Below are 19,521 nucleotides of genomic sequence, written 5' to 3' on the forward strand. Positions count from 1 at the left end.
TGTATTATCGGCGAGATTAAGCAGCAGGCCATTAGGATGGAGCAAGGAAGGATTAAAGATAATGGCAAAGCTAAGGGTATTTAGCAAGAATGGAGGAAATTTAAGGGAAATAAGTGTGTTTAAGGAAGATGAAAAAGCCTTCAAGGTAAGTAAGAAGAAAATAAAAGAAGCGATAAGAAAGATAAATAAATCTTCACGTGAAGTTATGAATAATATAACGATATTGAACATAGGGAAAGTAACGCCAATTTACAGGATATTAAAATCAATAAAATATGAAAATATAATTTAAGTTTTTTAAATTTAACAAACGCCTTGAAACTAGCTAATTTAAGGGGTTGTCTATAAAAATTAACCTACAATATCTTGACACTATCCTAAAAAATTTAATTGTATTAATTTTTGTTAAATTATATTATAATTATACTGTATTTTTGGCAATTTATCTACAAAGGGTGGGGAACAATATGAAAATAAAAGAAATAAGAAGAAAAATAATTTCTATGATACTTCCTATTACGATAGAAAATATCCTTCAAATGACCGCCGGACTTATATCTATGGCTATGATAGGTAGAATTGACGAAATATCTATAAGTGCAATTGGAATATCAAATAGAATAATTCAATTTATCTGGGCCCTTTTTAAGGGAATAGCAACTGGAGTTACTATATTAGTTGCACAATATTTTGGAGCAAAAAACACTGAAAAACTAAACAAAACAATCCTTCAAGGAATTATAAGTTCAATCCTTTTATCGTTATTATTTTTCATATTAGTTTTTTTTAATTCAAAAGCACTTCTTTTAATATTTAATCCTAAACCTACCCTATTATCCTCTGCCAACCTATATCTTAAGATAACCTCCTTTAGTATTCCCTTTATAGTTCTAATGCTCTTAACAGCCGGGATATTTCAAGGAATGGGGAATGCAAAAACCCCTATGTATGTAACCTTTTCCATGAACATATTAAATATTATATTTAGTTATCTTTTAATCTTCGGAAAATTTAGATTCCCTAAACTTGGCCTTGTAGGGGCAGGAATATCCTATGTTACTTCTTACATATTGGCATCTTTATTAGGATTATTTTTATTAATTAAGAAAAATAAACTATTTAATTTCAAGCCTTCATTTGAAGCAAATCTTATAAAAAGGATATATTTTTTAGGGACCCCATCCTCCTTTGAATCTATATCATGGCAGGTTGCAGCAATAATACTTACAAGGCTTATCCTATCCTTTGGAGAAACAGCCCTTGCTGCATACCAAGTCGGCCTTCAGGCTGAGTCCATCTCCTATATGCCTGCCATAGGTTTTGGAGTTGCTGCAACATCTTTTATTGGGCAGGCAATAGGCGCTAAAAATATAGAGGATGCTAAAATATATTTCAAAGAAATACTAAAGGGTTCCATATTAATTACAAGTATATCTACAATCCTTTTAGTTTTCTTCCCAAAACAGATAATGGGACTTCTAACAAACAGCAAAAACATCATAGAAATCGGTGCCCTATATTTATTCATAATGGGGCTTGTTCAAGTTCCTCAAAACATGTCTATGGTATTTTTAGGAGCCCTAAGGGGCGCAGGGTTTACTCAAGTAACCATGCTTATTGCGCTAATAGGGCTTTGGGGAATTAGAATACCGGGAGTTATATTGGTATCTAAATATCTAAAATTAGGAATAATATATATTTGGATAGTTATGGCACTAGATCTTTTAGTAAGATTTATCCTCAGCATAATTTTATATAAATCAAAAGATATTTACACTAAAGATGATAAAGATTTATAATAAATATTGTGAAAACTTTTTTGTGAGGTGAATTTTATGTCAGTTTTATCCCATCTAGAACCCAAGGAAGTATTCTATTATTTTGAAGAAATCACAAAAATACCCCATGGCTCAGGCAACGAAAAGGCTATAAGCGACTGGCTTGTTAATTTTGCAAAGGAACACAATTTAGAAGTAATCCAAGATAAGACAAACAACATAATCATCAAAAAGCCAGGAACAAAGGGATATGAAAATGCTCCAACTGTAATTTTGCAGGGACACATGGACATGGTTTGCGAAAAGAACAAGGATACTGTCCATGACTTTGAAAAGGATCCTTTAAAACTAAGAATAGAGGGAGATTACATATACGCAACAGGAACTACCCTTGGTGCAGATAACGGAATTGCAATGGCCTATGCCTTAGCAATCCTTGCATCTAAGGATATTCCACATCCTCCCCTTGAAGTTTTATTAACTGTTGAAGAGGAAACTGGAATGGGCGGTGCTATGGCCCTTGATGGTTCACTTTTAAAGGGAAGAATATTAATAAACATGGACTCAGAAGAGGAAGGGAAGCTTCTTGTTAGCTGTGCAGGTGGAGTTAGAACAAGACACATTTTAAATATAGATTGGATTAATGCTCCACAAAATTTAAGCCCATATGTAATAAGCATTAGAGGACTTAAGGGCGGACACTCTGGTATGGAAATAGATAAAGGAAGAGGAAACTCAAATAAGATAATGGGCAGAATCTTAAATGATCTTTTAAATAATATTGAATTTGAACTTGCTGAAATAAACGGCGGTTCAAAGATGAATGCAATCCCAAGGGAATGCGATGCTGTAATTTTAATAGATGAAAAAGATATAGAAAAACTTGAAGCTAAAATAAAGGAATGGGATGCTATATTAAAGAATGAATTAAGTGTATCTGACCCTTCAATATCAGTTTCATTGAACAAATATTCTGCAAAGGTTGAAAAGGTATTTTCAAAGGAAACAAAGGAAAAGGCAATTGCAGCTCTTATGCTAATTCCAAATGGAATCAAAACTATGTCGATGCACATCGAAGGGCTTGTTGAAAGCTCAACAAACCTTGGTGTTGTTGCAACAGAAGAAAATACAGTAAGATTTGAAAGTGCTGTAAGAAGCTCAGTAAGAAGCTTAAAATATGCTATATTAGAAGAAGCAAAAACAGTTGCAAAGGTTCTTGGAATTGAGCTTATAGCAGATTCAGATTATCCAGAATGGCAGTATAATCCAAACAGCAAGATTAGAGAAATAATGATAGATGTATATAAAGAAATGTTTGGAAAAGAACCAGAAATTTATGCTATCCATGCAGGAGTTGAATGTGGTCTTTTAGGAGAAAAACTTGGTGGTGCAGATATGATCTCCTTTGGGCCAAACCTCTATGACGTTCATACTCCAGAAGAACACATGAGCATATCGTCAGTTCAAAGAATGTGGAAGTATCTTCTAAACGTTCTCTCTGCAATAAAATAATTGATAAAAAGGCCCTCTTTAATAGAGGGCTCTTATTTTCCTCTATCCTTTATAAAATTCCTAATCGATCTATCCCAAGTAGCTTCCCCCTCTTTAGTAAAAAAGCATCCTGGGATCTCGCCTTTACTTCTATGATAGGCAACACATTCACAGCATTTTCCCCTTCTTGAACATGACGTATATGTGCACGTGCAGCCCTTAAGATTTTTTGAAACGCAATCCATAAACATCCCCCTTTAAAATTTTTTATTTTTAGTATATCAGTCCTAAATTTATTCATCAATAAAAATTATGCTATAATATTAATAGACAGCCTCAAGGGAGGTATGAACATGTTTTTTATAGGCATAATTGGAATAGAAACAAAGCAGTATGAGGTAAAAGAAGTTAGTAATGTAATTTGTAAAAAATGTGGCCGAATGTCTTCTTACAAACTCATTAAGCAATATAATATGTTTCATTTTTTCTTTATTCCTATTTTTAAGTGGAATATTAGATATTTTTTGATTTCTAGATGCTGCGAGTCAATATTTGAAATTTCAATGGATTATGGCAAGGAACTTGAAAGACAAAAAGCTCCTATAATCGATGATAATGAGCTAACAGAACTAAACTTTGATTATGGATATCTAAAAAAATGCCCAAACTGTTTAGCAGAGATTGACACCCATTACAAATATTGTCCTTACTGCGGCCACAAAATTTATTAATTTCCTATTGATTTTTATTTAAAATCAATATATAATATATATTGTCTTAGGGGTATAGCTCAATTGGTAGAGTAGCGGTCTCCAAAACCGTTGGTTGGGGGTTCGAGTCCCTCTGCCCCTGCCAAAAGCCAAGCTAAAAGCTTGGCTTTTTTTATTAACTCTTTTAGCTATCCCTTCATATCATAATACTAAGGGGGGATAGCAATGGGAATGCCTAATATACCAGATATTAGTCCTACAATAAACTTAAGGGACAATGACGTTATAAATCTTCTTTTAGCTTCAATTGCACTTGAAGAATTTAGCTTAGCTGCTATAATGAATGCAGAGGCAGAAAAGATTCAAGAGCTTTTAGGAAGCAGAAATTGCCCATCCTTACAGGACATGATAACCCTCGATAAATCAGTAGAAAGAATACTAAGGGATGTTATCAAAAAAGAAATACTATTAGAATTTAAGTTTGAAAACGTTCTTGATCTACTAGAAGCAAGAGGATAGCATTAAAGCTATCCTCTTGTTATTCTTATTGAGTTTAAAACCGCTAAAAGGGCTACTCCAACATCTGCAAAAACTGCCTCCCACATGTTTGCTATTCCAAAGGATGCTATAATCATAACGAGTATCTTGACAAATAAAGCAAGATAAATGTTTTGCCATACTATTTTTTTAGTCTTTTTCGCTATATTCATGGCAGTTAAAATATTTTTAATCTGATCGTTCATAATAACTATATCTGCAGCTTCAATAGCAGCATCTTGGCCTAAAGCTCCCATCGCAATGCCTATATCTGCTCTTGCTATAACCGGTGCATCGTTAATCCCATCTCCTACGAAAATTATTTTTCCATTTTCCTTTTGAATTTCTAGCTCCTCAAGTTTTTCCACCTTTTGATCAGGCAAAAGACCATAATAATAGTCATCAAGGGCAAGCTTTTCTGCAACATCTGATGCTACATCTTTGTGGTCTCCTGTAAGCATTATTGTTCTAACACCCATCTTCTTAAGGAAATCAATTGTCACCTTTGCGTCCTCTTTAATTTCATCTTCAATAACTATGCATCCTATAAATTTACCATCTACAGCTACATAAACCTTAGTTCCCACATCGTAATCTTCCCTTATATTAATTCCTCTATCTATCATAAGTTTTGCGTTTCCAACCAAAACCTCATTATCGTCTATCCTTGCCTCTATTCCAAATCCTGATATTTCCTTGTGTTCCTTTATTCTCGACTTATCTATGTCCCCATATTCTTTTAAAATACATTGTGCGATAGGATGATTAGAATAAAATTCTGCATAGGCTGCATATTCCAAAACCTTAACTTTATCAATTCCACCTTCTGACATTATATTTTTTATCCTAAGCTTTCCCTTAGTTAGTGTCCCAGTCTTATCAAAAACTGCCATATTGACATAATTTAAAGCTTCAAGATAGTTGCTTCCCTTTACCAAAATCCCATTTTTTGATGCTGCACCAATTCCTCCAAAAAATCCAAGGGGAATTGAAATAACTAAGGCACATGGGCAGGATACTACAAGGAAAATTAAAGCTCTATATATCCAAGGAGAAAAGGGCTGTCTTAGTATTATCGGTGGCACACATGCTATTAAAAGGGCTAATAAAACTACTATCGGAGTATAAACCCTCGCAAATTTGGTTATAAAATTTTCAGTTTTAGCCTTTCTTCTATTTGCTCCCTCAACAAGCTCTAAAATTTTATTAACTTGAGATGCCTTAAATTCTTTAGTTACTTTTATCTTCAATACCCCGCTCTTATTTATAAACCCCGCTAAAACCTCATCTCCTACAACAACATCCTTTAAAACTGACTCTCCTGTAAGGGCAGATGTATCTAAGCTTGAATTCCCTGCTATAATTATTCCATCAAGGGGAACCTTCTCTCCAGCTTTAACAACGATAATATCCCCTATTTTAACATCATCAGGATTAACCCTTTTTAATTCATGCCCAACCATTAAATTTGCATAGTCAGGTCTTATATCTAAAAGCGCTTTTATTGATTTTCTTGACCTTTCAACGGCTAAATCCTGAAGCGTTTCACCAACTTTGTAAAAAAGCATTACGGAAACCGCTTCGGGCATCTCACCTATTATAAAGGCACCTATGGTTGCAATTGACATTAGAAAATTTTCATCAAAAACTTGTCCATTTTTTATATTTTTAACTGCCTTTAGCAATATATCATATCCTATAATTACATAAGACAAAATGAACAATACTTGTCTTAAACTATTCTCAAATAAAAATGCCAATAAAAACAAAGAGGTTCCCAATACTATAAATATAGTCTCTCTATTCAAATTGGTTTTAACCTTAATTTCCTTTTCTTCAACTTTAACATCAGGTTCGTATTTATTGACGATTAATTTTATTTGGGACAAAATATCCTCCCAGTTTTTCTCATCATCTATAGTAAGTATTAGCTTTTGAGAACTTATATTAATAGAAGCATCCTTAACTCCATATATGTTTTTTACATCCTTTTCAATCTTAGCAGCACAATTAGCACAGTTAAGCCCAACTAAGATTAGGGTTTTATTTAACATTCTCTTTATAGTCTTTTCTTTTATTATAATATCAGGCTCTATCGACAAAATTATCCTTTCAATTTCATCGAATATTATTTCATAATTATCTGTATCTATATCAATCGCAAGGGTTTTATTTACAAAATCTATAGAAGCATCCTTAACACCGTTTAACTGTCTAATTTTTCCTTCCATCTTCGATGCACAATTGGCACATCCAAGTCCATATAAAATAAATTCCTTTCTCAAAAAAATCCCCCCTATTCTTCACCAATATGCGACAATCCCAAATCAAAAATCATCTTTACATGTTCATCATCAAGAGAATAATAAACAACCTTACCTTCCTTTCTAAACTTCACAAGCCTTGCAGCCTTTAAAACTCTTAATTGATGTGATACCGCAGATTGGCTCATGTTTAATAAAGCTGCAATATCGCAAACACACATTTCAGATTCAAAAAGGGCACAGATTATCTTTATCCTCGTTGAATCACCAAGAACCTTAAATAGGTCAGCTACATCATATAATCTTTCTTCCTCCGGCATCAAATTCTTAACTTTTTCAATAACATCCTCATGAACAACTGTGCAGGAACATCTTTCTATTTCCATCCAATCACCTCTTATATGAATATATGTTCATATGTTCAATATTATGTTACCACTTTCCCCCTTCATTGTCAACAAAAAAAGGCTGCCATTGGCAGCCTTATAAATCATACTTCCACATTATAATCGCATCCTCACCGGTATCCGAATAATATCCCTTTCTTCTTGCAACTTCAATAAAACCGTATTTTTTATATAAATTTATCGCAACTGTATTGCTAACTCTAACCTCTAAAGTTAATGCATGTATTTTATTTTCCCTCGATATATTTATAATATCCTCCAAGAGCATATTCCCAAGGCCTATCCCTCTAAATTCAGGGTGAACGGCGATGTTTGTAATATGTCCCTCTCCATATAAAAGCCAAAGTCCGTAATAACCTACAACCCTTGCATCCTTTTCAATAACCCTATACTTTGCAACTTTATTTCGTGTTATCTCCGACAAAAAAGCCTCGTAAGTCCAAGGCGTTTTAAAACTCAAATGTTCAATCTTAACAACATCATCTATATCCTCAAGCTTCATATCCCTTATTAAAAAGTCACTCAAGCTTTATTCCCACCTTTTTCTCATATTCCCTTTCAGCTTGGGATTTTCTTATGTAAATGGGACTAAAGGTAAATATATCATCCTCCATCCCTTCCATAAGCCTTAAAAGGGCAAGCTCCCCAAGGGCACTTGCCCTTGGTAAGTTTGAAGTATTAGTTGAAAGGTAAAAATTATTGCCCTCCAGCTTTTTCCTATGGATTTTTACAGCATCTCCACAAAATAGTGTTTTTTCTTCCTTTACCCTTTCAATAAGTTCGTCTATATGCAAAGCTTCATAATCGCTAATTTTTATGAGCCTTCCCCTTTCAAATCTATAAAGAGCAGTATAAACATTATCCCTTAAGGCATCCATTATAGGGACAATAACTCCATCGAATCCAACCTGCATAAAAGCCATTGCATCCAAGCTTGAAACTCCAATAAATTTTAAATTCTTCCCTTGAGCTATTCCCTTTGCTGCAGCAACTCCTATCCTAAGACCTGTAAAGGATCCTGGACCACCGGATACAGCAACTGCATTTATATCATCCACAGATAAATCCAAAGTTTTAAACATATCTTCTATTAAAGGAAAGATCAAAACAGAATGCTGAAGCTTATTGTTTATAAAAATTTCACCCTCAACCTTTTCTTCAGTAACTATCGCAACTGATGCTACAAAAGAGGAGGATTCTATTGCTAATACCCTCACAATATCAGCTCCTTATTAAAATTTAAAATTTCTATCTCCCTTGTATTGTCATCTAAAATCCTAATATTTATCTTTATTGTATAGTCTGGCAAAAGCTCCTCAACTAGATTGCCCCACTCAATAACAGAAACACCTTCACCGTATATGTATTCCTCAAAACCTATCTCATAAAGCTCTGATATATCTGAAATCCTATAAACATCAAAATGATATAGGGGCATTTTACCATCGTATTCATTAACTATAGTGAAGGTTGGACTTGTAATATCCTCATGGACTTCTAATCCCTTTGCTATACCCTTAACAAGATGGGTTTTTCCTGCACCCAAATCCCCGTTTAAGCTTATTACATCTCCTTTTTTCAAAAGCTTTGCAATCTTTAACCCTATTTCAAAGGTCATCTCCTGCGAATTGGACTTTACCTTCATCCTTCCACATCCTTTAGTAAAATTCATATATATTTTATAATACCAATTGGCATTTTACAACAAAAATATCCCTAAAAGGGAATCCTTTTAGGGATTATAGTCTATAAAGATCAATATCCTCCTTAAATTGTTCCGTCATCCTTTTAAATTCAGAAATATTATGGGTGAGCTTTTTAATTTCTTCTGCATAGGTTGCAACATTAGCGCTAACCTCCTCAGAAGATGCAGAGTTTTCTTCGGCAATTGCTGCAAGGGATTCAATTTTGCCATAAATCTCAGCTATTGACTCAGTTTCCCTTTCAAGTCTATTAGAAGTTTCAATCATCTTACCTGCAACTTGAACTATCTTATCTTTAGCTACCCCGCTCTTTTCTATAGCATCCTTCAATACAATACTTTCATTGCTAAGTTCATCAAATTGAACTCCTATTCCACCAACTAAACTATCAATGTCCTCAATGAACTTTGTAAGATTTTCATTGATTTCATTGACAGCCCTTTGGGACTCCTCTGCAAGCTTTCTAACCTCATCTGCAACAACTGCAAAGCCTCTTCCTGCTTCTCCTGCCCTTGCTGCCTCAATTGAAGCATTTAAGGCTAAAAGGTTTGTTTGGGCAGCAATTGATGATACCATTGAAACGATTTCTGTTATTCCCTTTGCCCTTTTTTGTAATTCTTGGCTGTTTTCTATTACATTTGAAAATTCATTTAAAATTTTATTTAATTTATCTACCGTATTGCTTACATTAGCAAAACTATCTTCTATCTTTTCAACAGCATCCTCAAGCTCATCTTTGTTTTGTATCTCGATCTGAACGACTGTCTTTATAGATTCAACATTATCGTTCAATAGGGCCACGGAGGATTCCGTCTCCTGTGCCTGCATCATGGCAGCACCTGCAACCTGCTCAACCACTGAAGATATCTCATTTGAAGTTATGTTCATCTTTTCTGCTATATCTGAAAGTTTTCCGGAGAAGGTATTCATCTCATCCGTCATACCCTTAAAGGATACAAAATCCTGTCTAACCTTGGTCTTATACATCTTTAATAGATTGAATATTTCTTCAAAAACGTCCGTTGTCTCTATATCCAATTTTTCTGAATAATCATTGTTGTTTATTTTTCCTATCTCTTCCTTTATTACATCAAAGGGTTTTGTTAAAAGATAGGAAGCTATAAAGGGTGAAAGTAAAGCATAGACAAAGGAAATAAAACCTGCAATTTCTTTATTTATAGCAATTGTAATTCCATTTAATATCGAATATATTATAAAACTTAAAAGGGCAATTTTAACGTTTAAATTTTTAGTTATTCCAAAGGAAAATAACTTGTTTAACCTATACTTTTTCTTAATATATATTTCATCTTGAAAGGTTAACTTTAGCTTTAGCATATCCTGCGTCTTTTCTATCTGTTCTACTTCAATTTTTTCATTAAAATATTTAGATGCGCCTTCTAAAAGTCCCAAAAAGTAATCAAACATTCCCCTTTTGGATCTATAAGTAAAAATAGCCTCCCTTGAGGAAATAGCTTCAAGGTCTAGAATAGGTGGTCTTGCACCTGTAATCCTTTTTGTTACTTGTCTGTGAACATCGTTCATGGATTTTAAAAATCCATAAAGACTGTCATGTTTAAAAAAGGCAGGATAATCCTTTGACCAAGTTAATACGTTATCTATTCCAATTTCCCTCCAAAGAGCTTCATAGGATTTTCCTGAAAGCTTTGCTATATTTGATATTAGTTTATATACCTTTTCATCTTCAACATCCTCCAAAGGTGAAAAAATTTTATCCCTACTAAAGCCGATAAACTCAAGGGATTTGTCAACAATCTCATTATTTGTAATTTTCCTACAAGTTCTTATCCATGTAGAAACCGCAGTTCCCTTCATTTTAACACCCCCAAATTCATTATAACATTTCGGACAAAATTCTTCAACAAATAACAATTATCTTTAAGAAGAGTGGAATTTCGTTAAAATTAAGTTTATAATAACCTTGTAACAAAAATTTAAAGGGTGATAATATGCTAAAATTAAATTCCCATGATTTATTGTCCTCCTTAAGCCTTGCCATTGATCTTTGTGAATATGCTACCTTTAATGAAAATATTAATTCAAAAAATGATTTTTTGGGGTCAACCTTTCAACATAAATTTTTAAATCATTCCAAAAGAACAACATATATATCAATGAAAATAGGTCAAAAAATTTCAAAGGATAAAATATTCTTAAGAAATTTATTTGTTACTTCCTCCCTTCATGATATAGGTATAACTGGGACCGGTCAACTAATAGAGGCCCATTTAAAATCTGAATTTATATTAAAACATAGTAACAACGGGAGCATCCTTATAGATAAACTTCCATTAAACAAAACTATTTCAGATGCCGTTAAGTTTCATCATGAAAACTATGATGGGACAGGTCCCTTCATGCTAAAAGGAGATGAAATTCCATTAATCTCCCAAATAATTAGGCTCTCAGATGCCTTTGAGCTTATGTATGATGAAAATATCCCTAATTTCATGCAAAGGCAGTTTATATTGGATAATATTAAATCAAGTAAAGGAAAATTATTTTCACCCTACATTGTAGATCTATTTTTAGATGTGCAATCAAAGGAATATTTTTGGTGGGATGTTGAAAACATAGGCAATTTTCAAGATATATTTGATTCTATAAAGCCTGAAATAATAAGCACATTTACATTAGAAGAACTAAGGCAAATGTCATATGTGTTTGCCGACATAATAGATAAAAAAAGCCCCTTTACTTACACACATTCCACAAATCTTACAAAATTAGCATTAAAAATAGCTGCTTATTTGGGCTTCGATGAGGAAAAAAGAGTTAAATTTGAAATTGCAGCCCTCCTTCACGATGCTGGGAAACTTGCCATCCCAAATTCAATTCTAAATAAAAACGGTGCTTTAGACTCTAGAGAAATAAATATAATAAAAAGCCATACCTATTATACAAGGTTGATTCTTTCAAGAGTAAAGGGACTTGAGGATATTACCAACTGGGCTGCAAATCATCACGAAAAACTAGATGGAAGTGGATATCCATTAGGTCTTGATAAAGAAGGATTATCTTTAGAAGAAAGGATTATGGCAGTTTGTGATATATACGAGGCTTTGACTGCAGATAGACCCTATAGAAAAGGGCTTCAAAAGGATAAGGCCATAAGTATAATTCAATCTATGGTTGACAAAGGAGAAATATGCAGCACAGCACTAAAATATCTTAAGGAAGTAATATAAGGCACCCTTAGGTGCCTTATATTTTTATTTATGGAGTATCGGCGATACCCTTTTGTATATAAGAATAGTTATTAGCGATGCAAAAGTTCCTTTTAACAAATTAAACGGTGCTATGCTATATACAATTAAGGAATTAACGTCCTTTATGTTCTTATTAACTTTAGATGCCCATTCTACAATTGCGCTTATTGGGAAACCTAAAACTTTTTCATATAAAGGTAAAAGCACAAAATAGTTTAATAGTGATGCTGATATCACCATTATTACTACTCCTAAAAGCAGGCCAACCATTGCTCCTTTTCTTGATTTGTTTTTAGAATAAATATAGGCTGCAGGGAGAACAAAGGAACACCCAACTAAAAAATTTGCCATCTCGCCTATTCCTGCCGTTTGACTTTTGATCACAAAATGGAGTAAATTTTTCATAAGTTCAATTAAAATTCCTGACAAGGGTCCTAGTGCAAAGGCCCCAATAAGAACAGGAACTTCACTCAAATCGATTTTTAAAAAGTCTGGGAAAATAGGAAGGGCAAATTCAAAAAACATAAGAATAAGAGCAATTGCAGAAAGAATAGAAATTTTGATCATTTTTGATAGATTTTTTGACTTGATTTTTTCCATAAAAAAACCTCCCTTTTTTTAGGGGCAAAGGGAGAAAAAGATAATAATACCTTCTCCCATCCAGACTTTAACTGTCGGCCCTGGAATTTCACCAGGTCAGCCTTTCGGCTCGCGGGCTTTACCGCCGGTCGGGAATTTCACCCTGCCCCGAAGATATTCTGTATATATATTATCAAATTTTTCTAATAATTTCAAGAAGTTTTTATTTCCAATAATCTACCATATTCTTTTATTATTATTTGTTTTCTATTCCCTTCTATTATACCTTTCCCTTTTAAATCAGATAGCATCCTTGATACAGTTTCCCGCGACATGTTTAAAAGTTTAGAAATTTCTCCTATGTTTATATCTAAATCAATAGTAATCTTACCATCTTCTTCCCTTCCAAAAATATTAATATGTTCTATTAAAAAGTTAATAAAAATTTGTTTGCTGTCCTTTAACATTAAATTAGCCTGCCTTATGTTGAGATTTCTAAAGGATTTTATAACTAAAAAAGAAATTAAATCCCTAAGTTCCGAAGAAAATTGCAGCCTTTTTTTAAGGTATAATGCATCTACAGCTAAAACAACACAGCTTGTTAGAGCCTTATAGGTTGCAATTTCCTCCATACCTAAATAGGAGGATAAGGCAAAAAGCTCTCCAGGAAGAACATATCCAACAGAATATTCCCTTTCTTCAATATCCTTTTTAATCAAAATAACCTTTCCCGTATCTAAAAAATATATATAATCATCCTTAAAGGCTTCCCTTGTAATTATTTCATTTTTAAAGTAAATGATTCTTTTTAGTCCACCTTTAAGTTCGTTTTCTAATATTTTTCTATAGTCAACCCCAACCATGAATGTATCTTTTTTCATCCTACCCTCTCCCCTTTAAGGCTACAATAAAATTATCGGAAGAAATATACAATAATTAATAGTCCGAGAAAACTCCCGGACTATTCAATATTCTTCATAGAAAGGGCTATTCTTTTTCTTTTAATATCTACATCTAAAACCTTAACCTTTACGATATCTCCAACCTTAACAACTTCCATTGGATGTTTTATAAACCTATTGGAAAGTTCAGATTTATGGATGAGTCCATCCTGATGGACTCCTATATCTACAAACACACCGAAATCGGCAACATTCCTTACAGTTCCCATAAGAATCATGCCGCTTTTCAAGTGTTCCATCTCCATAACGGAAGACATAAATATTGGTGGTGGAAGCTCCTCCCTTGGATCCCTTCCAGGTTTTTTAATCTCCTTTATTATGTCCACAAGGGTAGGAACACCGCAGTTTATCTTTTTTGCAATTTCCTCTACTCCACCGTTTTTTTCAACAAGTTCTTCAAGATTAGATAGGTTTCTTAACTTCACATCCTCAATATTAAGTCCTAGTATATTTAAGAACCTTTCACAAGCTTCGTAGGATTCTGGATGCACGGCAGTATTGTCAAGGGGATTTTGGCTCTCTGGGATTCTTAAAAATCCTGCACACTGTTCAAAAGCCTTTTCCCCAAGCCTTTTAACCTTTAAAAGCTGTCTTCTATCTGTAAATTTTCCATTTTGTTCTCTGTATTCCACTATGTTCTTTGCAATAGCAGCGTTTATACCTGAAACATAGGAGAGCAAAGATACCGATGCCGTATTTAAATCAACTCCAACGTTGTTTACAACATCCTCAACAACACCCTTTAAAGTTTCATCAAGCCTTTTTTGAGAAACATCATGCTGGTATTGTCCAACGCCGATGGATTTTGGGTCTATCTTTACAAGTTCTGCCAAAGGATCCTGAAGCCTTCTTGCAATGGAAATAGCACCCCTTAAAGAAACATTAATATCAGGGAACTCTTTACTTGCAAGCTCAGATGCAGAATAAACTGATGCCCCAGCTTCAGAGACAACTACATAGTAAAGTTTTTTACCGCTTTCCTCTTTTATCTCCTTTATAAGCTCCGATATAAAAACTTCAGACTCCCTTGATGCCGTCCCATTGCCAAGGGATATAATATCAACATTATGTTTATATATAAGCTCCTTCATTATTTTTTTGCTTCCCTCAATGTCATTTTGAGGCGCTGTAGAATATACCGTTGCAGTATCTAAAAGCTTCCCTGTCTCATCTACAACAGCAACTTTGCATCCGGTTCTAAATCCAGGGTCAAAGCCTAAAACAACTTTTCCCTTTACTGGCGGCTGCATAAGAAGGTTTCTTAAATTCTCTGCAAAAACCCTTATTGCCTGTTCCTCTGCCTTTTCTGTTAAATCGTTTCTTATTTCCCTCTCAATCGAAGGCTCAATAAGCCTTTGATAGCTATCCTTTATAGCCCTTTGCAGAATCTCCTTATCCCTTTCACGCTTTATTATTTTTTCCTCAAGATATGCCAGTATTTTTTCGACAGGAGCTTCTATCTTTACAGATAAAAATTCTTCCCTTTCACCTCTGTTTATTGCCAAAACCCTGTGGGGAAGTATTGATTTTACAGATTCTTTATAGTCATAATACATCTCATATGGTGAAGTTTCATCCTTTGTAGATTTTGTAATAATTATTCCTTCTCTAAAGGTTATATTTCGAATAAATTTTCTGTAATCGGCATTATCCGATATTTCCTCGGCAATAATGTCTAATGCCCCCGATATCGCATCTTCTATTGTTAGAATACCCTTTTCGCTATCGACAAATCCTTGGGCAATTTTATAAATTTCCTCATCATAGCTTTGAGAAATAATAATATTTGCTAAAGGTTCTAGTCCCTTTTCTTTTGCTATGGTAGCCCTAGTTCTTTTTTTAGGTCTAAAGGGCCTATATATATCATCAACCTCCGTTATTGTCTCCGCCCTTTCAATTGCTTCCTCTATTTCCTTTGTAAGCTTTCCCTGTTCTCCTATCAGCCTTTTTACCTCTTCTTTTTTTGCCAGGAGGCTTCTTAAGTAACTAAGCCTATCATAAAGCCTTCTTAATGTTATATCATCAAGTCCACCTGTAACTTCCTTTCTGTATCTTGCAATAAATGGAATAGTGTTGCCTTCATCAATAAGTTTAACAGTATTTTGAACTTGTCCTTGACTTATATTGAGCTCCTTTGAAAGTATGCTTATTATGTCCATCAAACCACCTCAAGTTTAAATTTCCTTTTTTCTTTATACATATCATTGTCAGCCTTAAGTATCACATCATCTAAGCAATTACACATATCAGAGTCACAATATCCCGCACTAAACTTTATAGTAATGTCGTCTATAGGATTTGATTTTAAATATTCCCTAAATATATTAATTTTTTCTTTAAGTTCATCTATACCTTTAAAATTTATTATTGCAAACTCATCCCCTGCATATCTAAATGCTATAGAATCATTAGAAAAATATCGCTTTAATGCTGCAGCAAAATATTTAAGGACCTCATCCCCCTTTTTATGTCCAAAGGTATCATTAATCCCTTTAAAATCGTTCAAATCGATAATGCAAAATGCAAAATATTTTCTACTAGATAATAAATTCTCAATAATTTCCTCTAAACTTCTCATGTTGTAAAGCCCAGTCAGGTAATCGATCTTCAATATATTTTTCAAATCATCCATAAGCTTTGCAATTTTTATGGCTGCTTCTAATTGGGTAGTTATATATTTAATCACTTTGACATCATTCTTATTGAAGGCATCTTCTTTTCTTGTATTATCAACATTTATAACTCCAAAAAACTCCCCATCAACATATATTGGAGCAGAAAGGGTAGAACTTATATTCAGGCAATCATTTTCTAATAATTTTTTGTAATTTTCCTTATGCAAATTTTTATCATCAAACTTCCTTGGATTTTTAATAATAGCAGGTTGAGTTAACCTTGTTGACTTATAAAGATAAAGCTCTTCCTTTTTAAGATTTATTTTTTTCAAAATCTCAATATCAAATCCTTCGGCAGCCTTATATTCTAATACACCCTTATCTTTACTATAGATCAATATGCTTCCAGTCTCTGCGTTCTCAATAAGGTCTATCGTATACTTCAAAAGTTTTGGATAAATACTATCAAGGCTCTCAAAATTTTCAAGCTCGCTTGCAACCTTTAATAGGGTTTCATTGGTTTTTAACACCTTAATATTTTGCTTTTTTAAATTTATAGTTCTAACCAAAAGTATGATACAAAGTAAACTTAAAGAAATATTTAATAATTCCATAACCCCCCGACCTTTCTAGAACATATCCTTTTTAGCAAGGATATAGGTAACAAGAGCTGAAATACCGCTAATAATAAGTATTACTATATAAAATCCATAGGGATGTTCACCAAAGGGAACAGGAACGTTCATTCCAAAAAGTCCCGATATAACAGTTGGAATAGAAAGAACTATGGTAATAGATGCTAAAAACTTCATAACTATATTTAAATTATTTGAGATAATAGAAGCAAAGGCATCCATAGTTCCACTTAAAATGTTGCTGTAAATGTTTGCCATTTCAATCGCCTGTTTATTTTCTATTATAACCTCTTCTAAAACATCCTGATCCTCTGGATATTTCTGCATTATCTCAAGTTTTAACATTTTTTCTAATGTAATTTCATTGGATTTTAACGAAGTTGAAAAATACACAAGGCTTTTTTCTAATGAAAGAAGCTGAATAAGCTCTTTATTTCTCATGGACTTATGAAGCCTTGCCTCAATAATATGGCTTGTTTTGTCAATTTGCTTAAGATAACAAAGATAATATGAGGCCACCTTGTAAAGTATTTGAAGTATAAATCTTGATTTTTTAAAGGTAAAAAAGGATTTTACTTTGTTTGCAAGAAAATCGTCGATTACTTTATTTTCCTTTAAACAAATCGTGACTATAACATTATCGTTTAAAACAATGCCTAAAGGTATTGTATAATACTGAAGGGATTTTTCCTTGACATCCATAATAGGAATATCGATGATAACCGAAATCTGTTCACCGTCAACTTCGATTCTGGAACTTTCCTCCTCGTCAAGGGGTGCCCTTAAAAATTCTATCAAAAGGCCTGTTTTTTGCGAAACGTATTCAAGTTCTGTCTCCGTTGGATTAGTAAGATTAATCCAGCACCCCTTTTCAATGCTATCGATTTCAAATGTCTGTCCTTCCAAGTTGGTTTTAAATATTTGCAGCATATTTCCACTCCCTTCCTGAGCCTATTTAGGCTCAGGAAGGGCCTAAATAGGCTCTATATTAAATTAATGCAACTGACGGGTAAATCTTCCATATAGAACACCTCATCACAAAAAATTTTTATCCATTTTTACTTTACAACATCGTAAGAAAAAAAACAAGTTTAAATTTATCCATATAAATTCACACAAAAATCACAGGGTTATCAACATATTTATTCACAAACTGTTGATAACCCTGTGGATATTGGAATATAATAGAAATATATGTAATTAATGGGGTGGTCCTGTGAAAAAATTAATGGGAATTATAATGTCCTTTTTTATCCTTCTCCAATCCATTGTGTTTGCAGCTCCCTTTAACTCCCAAAACGTTTTTAACCTAATAAAGGAACTATCTAATGAAAAATATCGTGGAAGATTATCCGGTGATATAGGAAATGAATTAGCCTGCGATTTAGTAGCTGAAAAATTTAAAAGGGCTAATTTAATACCAATAGGAGATAATAAAACCTACTTTCAATCCTTCTACGCCTTTGTTCCCTTCATTAACGGCAAAGCAAGTTTTAAAGTATATGATAGTAATAAACTTATTAAGGAATATGTTTATGGAACCGATTATAAAGAAGTAATATATGGTCTTTCAATTGGAGGAGAAGTTAAAGGTAAAATTTATTCCGATGACTCTAAAAGGGGAAATATATTTATTGCTATTGATAGACCCTTTGAATCTAATTCTACATACGATTTTGATAAAGAGCTTTTATCAAAGGGTATAAAGGCGATAATCTATATATCAGATAATAGAATGGATTTCAAAAGCACCTATAAGTTTCAAAATGAATACAAAGAAGGTCTTGTAAAAATCGTATTAGACAATAAATATTTTGATGAAATACTTAAATTTCAGAAAAAAGGATATACCTTTGAGATAAAAAGCCCATTAGAATTTAAAAAGGTTAAAACAAAAAATGTCGTTGCAATGAAAAGGGCATTAAAAAAGGAAGGCTATCCAGTAATTTTTACAGCCCATATCGACCATGTGGGATTTGATGCCATAAACAGAATTTATCCTGGGGCCCTTGATAACGCATCCGGTGTTGCTTTTTTAGTGGAGCTTGCCAACTTCTTTAAAGACAAATATACCAGTAGAGACATTATATTCGTTGCCTTTAACGCCGAAGAAGAGGGACTTTTAGGATCATACTACTTTGTAAATCATCCCCCTGTTCCTTTGGAAAATGCTGAATGTATAAATTTTGATATGATCGGCACTAAAAAGGATATCCCTCTAACCGCATTAAAATCTGTATACTCATTAAACAGGAGCGATTCTATCGATGCTTTTCTTAATAGTCATAAGCTAGGTAGAAGTTATGAAGACAATAGCGATCACGTTCCCTTTAACCTTAAAAATATAAGCGCAGTTACTTTCATCCACGATGACACGGATAAAATTCATACTCCCTATGATACAATTGAAAACATTAGCGTCAATAAAATAAACGAAGCCTTCTTAGTAGTTGATGATTTTTTAAAGGCAAGGAAAGTTTTTATAGAAAAGAGCGAAATAATTGAGAATAGATATGTAGTTTATATATTAACTTCAATATTTTTAATCGTGTTTGTTTTGATATATTCAAATGTTTTAAAAAAGGAAAAACCATATCATAAAAATAGACC

At 33.3% G+C, this 19,521-nt stretch carries 19 protein-coding genes, 1 tRNA gene and 1 riboswitch; of the genes, 8 read left to right on the top strand and 12 right to left on the bottom strand.

Features of this window, described 5'->3' with window-relative positions; translation table 11 throughout:
• The 3 genes from CAAU_RS03335 to CAAU_RS03345 form a co-directional block, all read left to right on the top strand.
• Positions 1-292 (top strand): UPF0236 family transposase-like protein (locus CAAU_RS03335; RefSeq protein WP_192811174.1); only part of this gene is annotated, 292 nt, incomplete at its 5' end.
• A gap of 175 nt (positions 293-467) precedes the next feature.
• Positions 468-1,799 carry an MATE family efflux transporter gene (locus CAAU_RS03340; RefSeq protein ID WP_008908029.1) on the top strand — a complete coding sequence of 444 codons (1,332 nt, stop codon included), beginning with the start codon at positions 468-470 and terminating at the stop codon, positions 1,797-1,799.
• A gap of 36 nt (positions 1,800-1,835) precedes the next feature.
• Positions 1,836-3,290: an aminoacyl-histidine dipeptidase gene (locus CAAU_RS03345; protein WP_008908030.1), complete on the top strand. Its 1,455-nt coding sequence runs from the start codon at positions 1,836-1,838 to the stop codon at positions 3,288-3,290.
• 32 nt (positions 3,291-3,322) lie between these two features.
• On the opposite strand, the gene CAAU_RS15155 is transcribed toward CAAU_RS03345, so the two are convergent.
• A complete protein-coding gene (locus tag CAAU_RS15155; RefSeq protein ID WP_479722818.1) occupies positions 3,323-3,520 on the bottom strand; it encodes a DUF6485 family protein in 198 nt (65 codons plus the stop codon).
• Positions 3,521-3,622: 102 nt separating this feature from the next.
• Between CAAU_RS15155 and CAAU_RS03355 the strand changes: the two genes are divergently transcribed.
• The 3 genes from CAAU_RS03355 to CAAU_RS03365 all read left to right on the top strand — a co-directional run bounded on the left by CAAU_RS03355 (position 3,623) and on the right by CAAU_RS03365 (position 4,498).
• Positions 3,623-4,000, top strand: coding sequence for a zinc ribbon domain-containing protein (locus CAAU_RS03355; RefSeq protein WP_008908032.1), 378 nt, complete (start codon positions 3,623-3,625; stop codon positions 3,998-4,000).
• A 48-nt stretch (positions 4,001-4,048) separates the two neighbouring features.
• Positions 4,049-4,124, top strand: a tRNA-Trp gene (locus CAAU_RS03360).
• Positions 4,125-4,204: 80 nt separating this feature from the next.
• Positions 4,205-4,498 (top strand): alpha-helical endospore appendage domain-containing protein, encoded by a 294-nt coding sequence (locus CAAU_RS03365; protein ID WP_008908033.1) that lies wholly within the window; start codon positions 4,205-4,207, stop codon positions 4,496-4,498.
• Positions 4,499-4,506: 8 nt separating this feature from the next.
• Here CAAU_RS03365 and CAAU_RS03370 read toward each other — a convergent pair whose 3' ends face one another.
• The 6 genes from CAAU_RS03370 to CAAU_RS03395 all read right to left on the bottom strand — a co-directional run bounded on the left by CAAU_RS03370 (position 4,507) and on the right by CAAU_RS03395 (position 10,726).
• Positions 4,507-6,801, bottom strand: a complete 2,295-nt coding sequence (locus tag CAAU_RS03370; RefSeq protein WP_008908034.1) for a heavy metal translocating P-type ATPase — start codon at positions 6,799-6,801, stop codon at positions 4,507-4,509.
• Between the two features lie 11 nt (positions 6,802-6,812).
• Entirely contained in the window at positions 6,813-7,166 is a 354-nt protein-coding gene (locus CAAU_RS03375) for an ArsR/SmtB family transcription factor (protein WP_008908035.1), read from the bottom strand.
• A 97-nt stretch (positions 7,167-7,263) separates the two neighbouring features.
• On the bottom strand, positions 7,264-7,713 hold the full coding sequence (gene rimI, locus CAAU_RS03380) for a ribosomal protein S18-alanine N-acetyltransferase (protein WP_008908036.1): 450 nt from the start codon (positions 7,711-7,713) through the stop codon (positions 7,264-7,266).
• Positions 7,706-8,404, bottom strand: coding sequence for a tRNA (adenosine(37)-N6)-threonylcarbamoyltransferase complex dimerization subunit type 1 TsaB (gene tsaB, locus CAAU_RS03385; protein ID WP_008908037.1), 699 nt, complete (start codon positions 8,402-8,404; stop codon positions 7,706-7,708). Before tsaB ends, rimI begins: the two co-directional genes overlap by 8 nt.
• Complete coding sequence (gene tsaE / locus CAAU_RS03390) at positions 8,401-8,832, bottom strand: tRNA (adenosine(37)-N6)-threonylcarbamoyltransferase complex ATPase subunit type 1 TsaE (protein ID WP_008908038.1); 432 nt, start codon at positions 8,830-8,832, stop codon at positions 8,401-8,403. The genes tsaB and tsaE overlap by 4 nt, the downstream gene beginning before the upstream one ends.
• A gap of 94 nt (positions 8,833-8,926) precedes the next feature.
• On the bottom strand, positions 8,927-10,726 hold the full coding sequence (locus CAAU_RS03395) for a heme NO-binding domain-containing protein (RefSeq protein ID WP_008908039.1): 1,800 nt from the start codon (positions 10,724-10,726) through the stop codon (positions 8,927-8,929).
• A gap of 134 nt (positions 10,727-10,860) precedes the next feature.
• Here CAAU_RS03395 and CAAU_RS03400 point away from each other — a divergent pair, with 134 nt between their 5' ends.
• Entirely contained in the window at positions 10,861-12,099 is a 1,239-nt protein-coding gene (locus tag CAAU_RS03400) for an HD-GYP domain-containing protein (protein ID WP_008908040.1), read from the top strand.
• A gap of 24 nt (positions 12,100-12,123) precedes the next feature.
• Here the strand turns inward: CAAU_RS03400 and CAAU_RS03405 are convergent, their stop codons facing one another.
• The 5 genes from CAAU_RS03405 to CAAU_RS03425 all read right to left on the bottom strand — a co-directional run bounded on the left by CAAU_RS03405 (position 12,124) and on the right by CAAU_RS03425 (position 17,841).
• The gene (locus CAAU_RS03405; protein WP_040305829.1) at positions 12,124-12,711 is read right to left on the bottom strand and encodes an ECF transporter S component; all 588 of its coding nucleotides are present in this window, start codon (positions 12,709-12,711) and stop codon (positions 12,124-12,126) included.
• A gap of 53 nt (positions 12,712-12,764) precedes the next feature.
• Positions 12,765-12,879, bottom strand: a riboswitch (FMN riboswitch).
• 32 nt (positions 12,880-12,911) lie between these two features.
• The gene (locus CAAU_RS03410; RefSeq protein WP_008908042.1) at positions 12,912-13,580 is read right to left on the bottom strand and encodes a Crp/Fnr family transcriptional regulator; all 669 of its coding nucleotides are present in this window, start codon (positions 13,578-13,580) and stop codon (positions 12,912-12,914) included.
• Between the two features lie 80 nt (positions 13,581-13,660).
• Positions 13,661-15,820 (bottom strand): Tex family protein, encoded by a 2,160-nt coding sequence (locus CAAU_RS03415; RefSeq protein ID WP_008908043.1) that lies wholly within the window; start codon positions 15,818-15,820, stop codon positions 13,661-13,663.
• Positions 15,820-16,890 carry a sensor domain-containing diguanylate cyclase gene (locus CAAU_RS03420; RefSeq protein WP_008908044.1) on the bottom strand — a complete coding sequence of 357 codons (1,071 nt, stop codon included), beginning with the start codon at positions 16,888-16,890 and terminating at the stop codon, positions 15,820-15,822. The genes CAAU_RS03415 and CAAU_RS03420 overlap by 1 nt, the downstream gene beginning before the upstream one ends.
• A 15-nt stretch (positions 16,891-16,905) precedes the next feature.
• Positions 16,906-17,841 carry a magnesium transporter CorA family protein gene (locus CAAU_RS03425; RefSeq protein ID WP_008908045.1) on the bottom strand — a complete coding sequence of 312 codons (936 nt, stop codon included), beginning with the start codon at positions 17,839-17,841 and terminating at the stop codon, positions 16,906-16,908.
• A gap of 286 nt (positions 17,842-18,127) precedes the next feature.
• On the opposite strand from CAAU_RS03425, the gene CAAU_RS03430 reads away from it, so the two are divergent.
• Positions 18,128-19,521 (top strand): M28 family metallopeptidase (locus tag CAAU_RS03430; RefSeq protein WP_040305828.1); only part of this gene is annotated, 1,394 nt, incomplete at its 3' end.

The sequence above is a fragment of the Caloramator australicus RC3 genome, assembly GCF_000297115.1.
Lineage (GTDB): Bacteria > Bacillota > Clostridia > Clostridiales > Caloramatoraceae > Caloramator > Caloramator australicus.

Bases quoted from the DNA above. Each gene is read 5' to 3' on its own strand.
- CAAU_RS03415 (WP_008908043.1), bottom strand. From the start codon at position 15,820: ATGGACATAATAAGCATACTTTCAAAGGAGCTCAATATAAGTCAAGGA.
- CAAU_RS03375 (WP_008908035.1), bottom strand. From the start codon at position 7,166: ATGGAAATAGAAAGATGTTCCTGCACAGTTGTTCATGAGGATGTTATT.
- CAAU_RS03410 (WP_008908042.1), bottom strand. From the start codon at position 13,580: ATGAAAAAAGATACATTCATGGTTGGGGTTGACTATAGAAAAATATTA.
- tsaE (WP_008908038.1), bottom strand. From the start codon at position 8,832: ATGAAGGTAAAGTCCAATTCGCAGGAGATGACCTTTGAAATAGGGTTA.
- CAAU_RS15155 (WP_479722818.1), bottom strand. From the start codon at position 3,520: ATGTTTATGGATTGCGTTTCAAAAAATCTTAAGGGCTGCACGTGCACA.
- CAAU_RS03425 (WP_008908045.1), bottom strand. From the start codon at position 17,841: ATGCTGCAAATATTTAAAACCAACTTGGAAGGACAGACATTTGAAATC.
- CAAU_RS03365 (WP_008908033.1), top strand. From the start codon at position 4,205: ATGGGAATGCCTAATATACCAGATATTAGTCCTACAATAAACTTAAGG.
- CAAU_RS03345 (WP_008908030.1), top strand. From the start codon at position 1,836: ATGTCAGTTTTATCCCATCTAGAACCCAAGGAAGTATTCTATTATTTT.
- CAAU_RS03420 (WP_008908044.1), bottom strand. From the start codon at position 16,890: ATGGAATTATTAAATATTTCTTTAAGTTTACTTTGTATCATACTTTTG.
- CAAU_RS03395 (WP_008908039.1), bottom strand. From the start codon at position 10,726: ATGAAGGGAACTGCGGTTTCTACATGGATAAGAACTTGTAGGAAAATT.
- CAAU_RS03340 (WP_008908029.1), top strand. From the start codon at position 468: ATGAAAATAAAAGAAATAAGAAGAAAAATAATTTCTATGATACTTCCT.
- CAAU_RS03355 (WP_008908032.1), top strand. From the start codon at position 3,623: ATGTTTTTTATAGGCATAATTGGAATAGAAACAAAGCAGTATGAGGTA.
- CAAU_RS03400 (WP_008908040.1), top strand. From the start codon at position 10,861: ATGCTAAAATTAAATTCCCATGATTTATTGTCCTCCTTAAGCCTTGCC.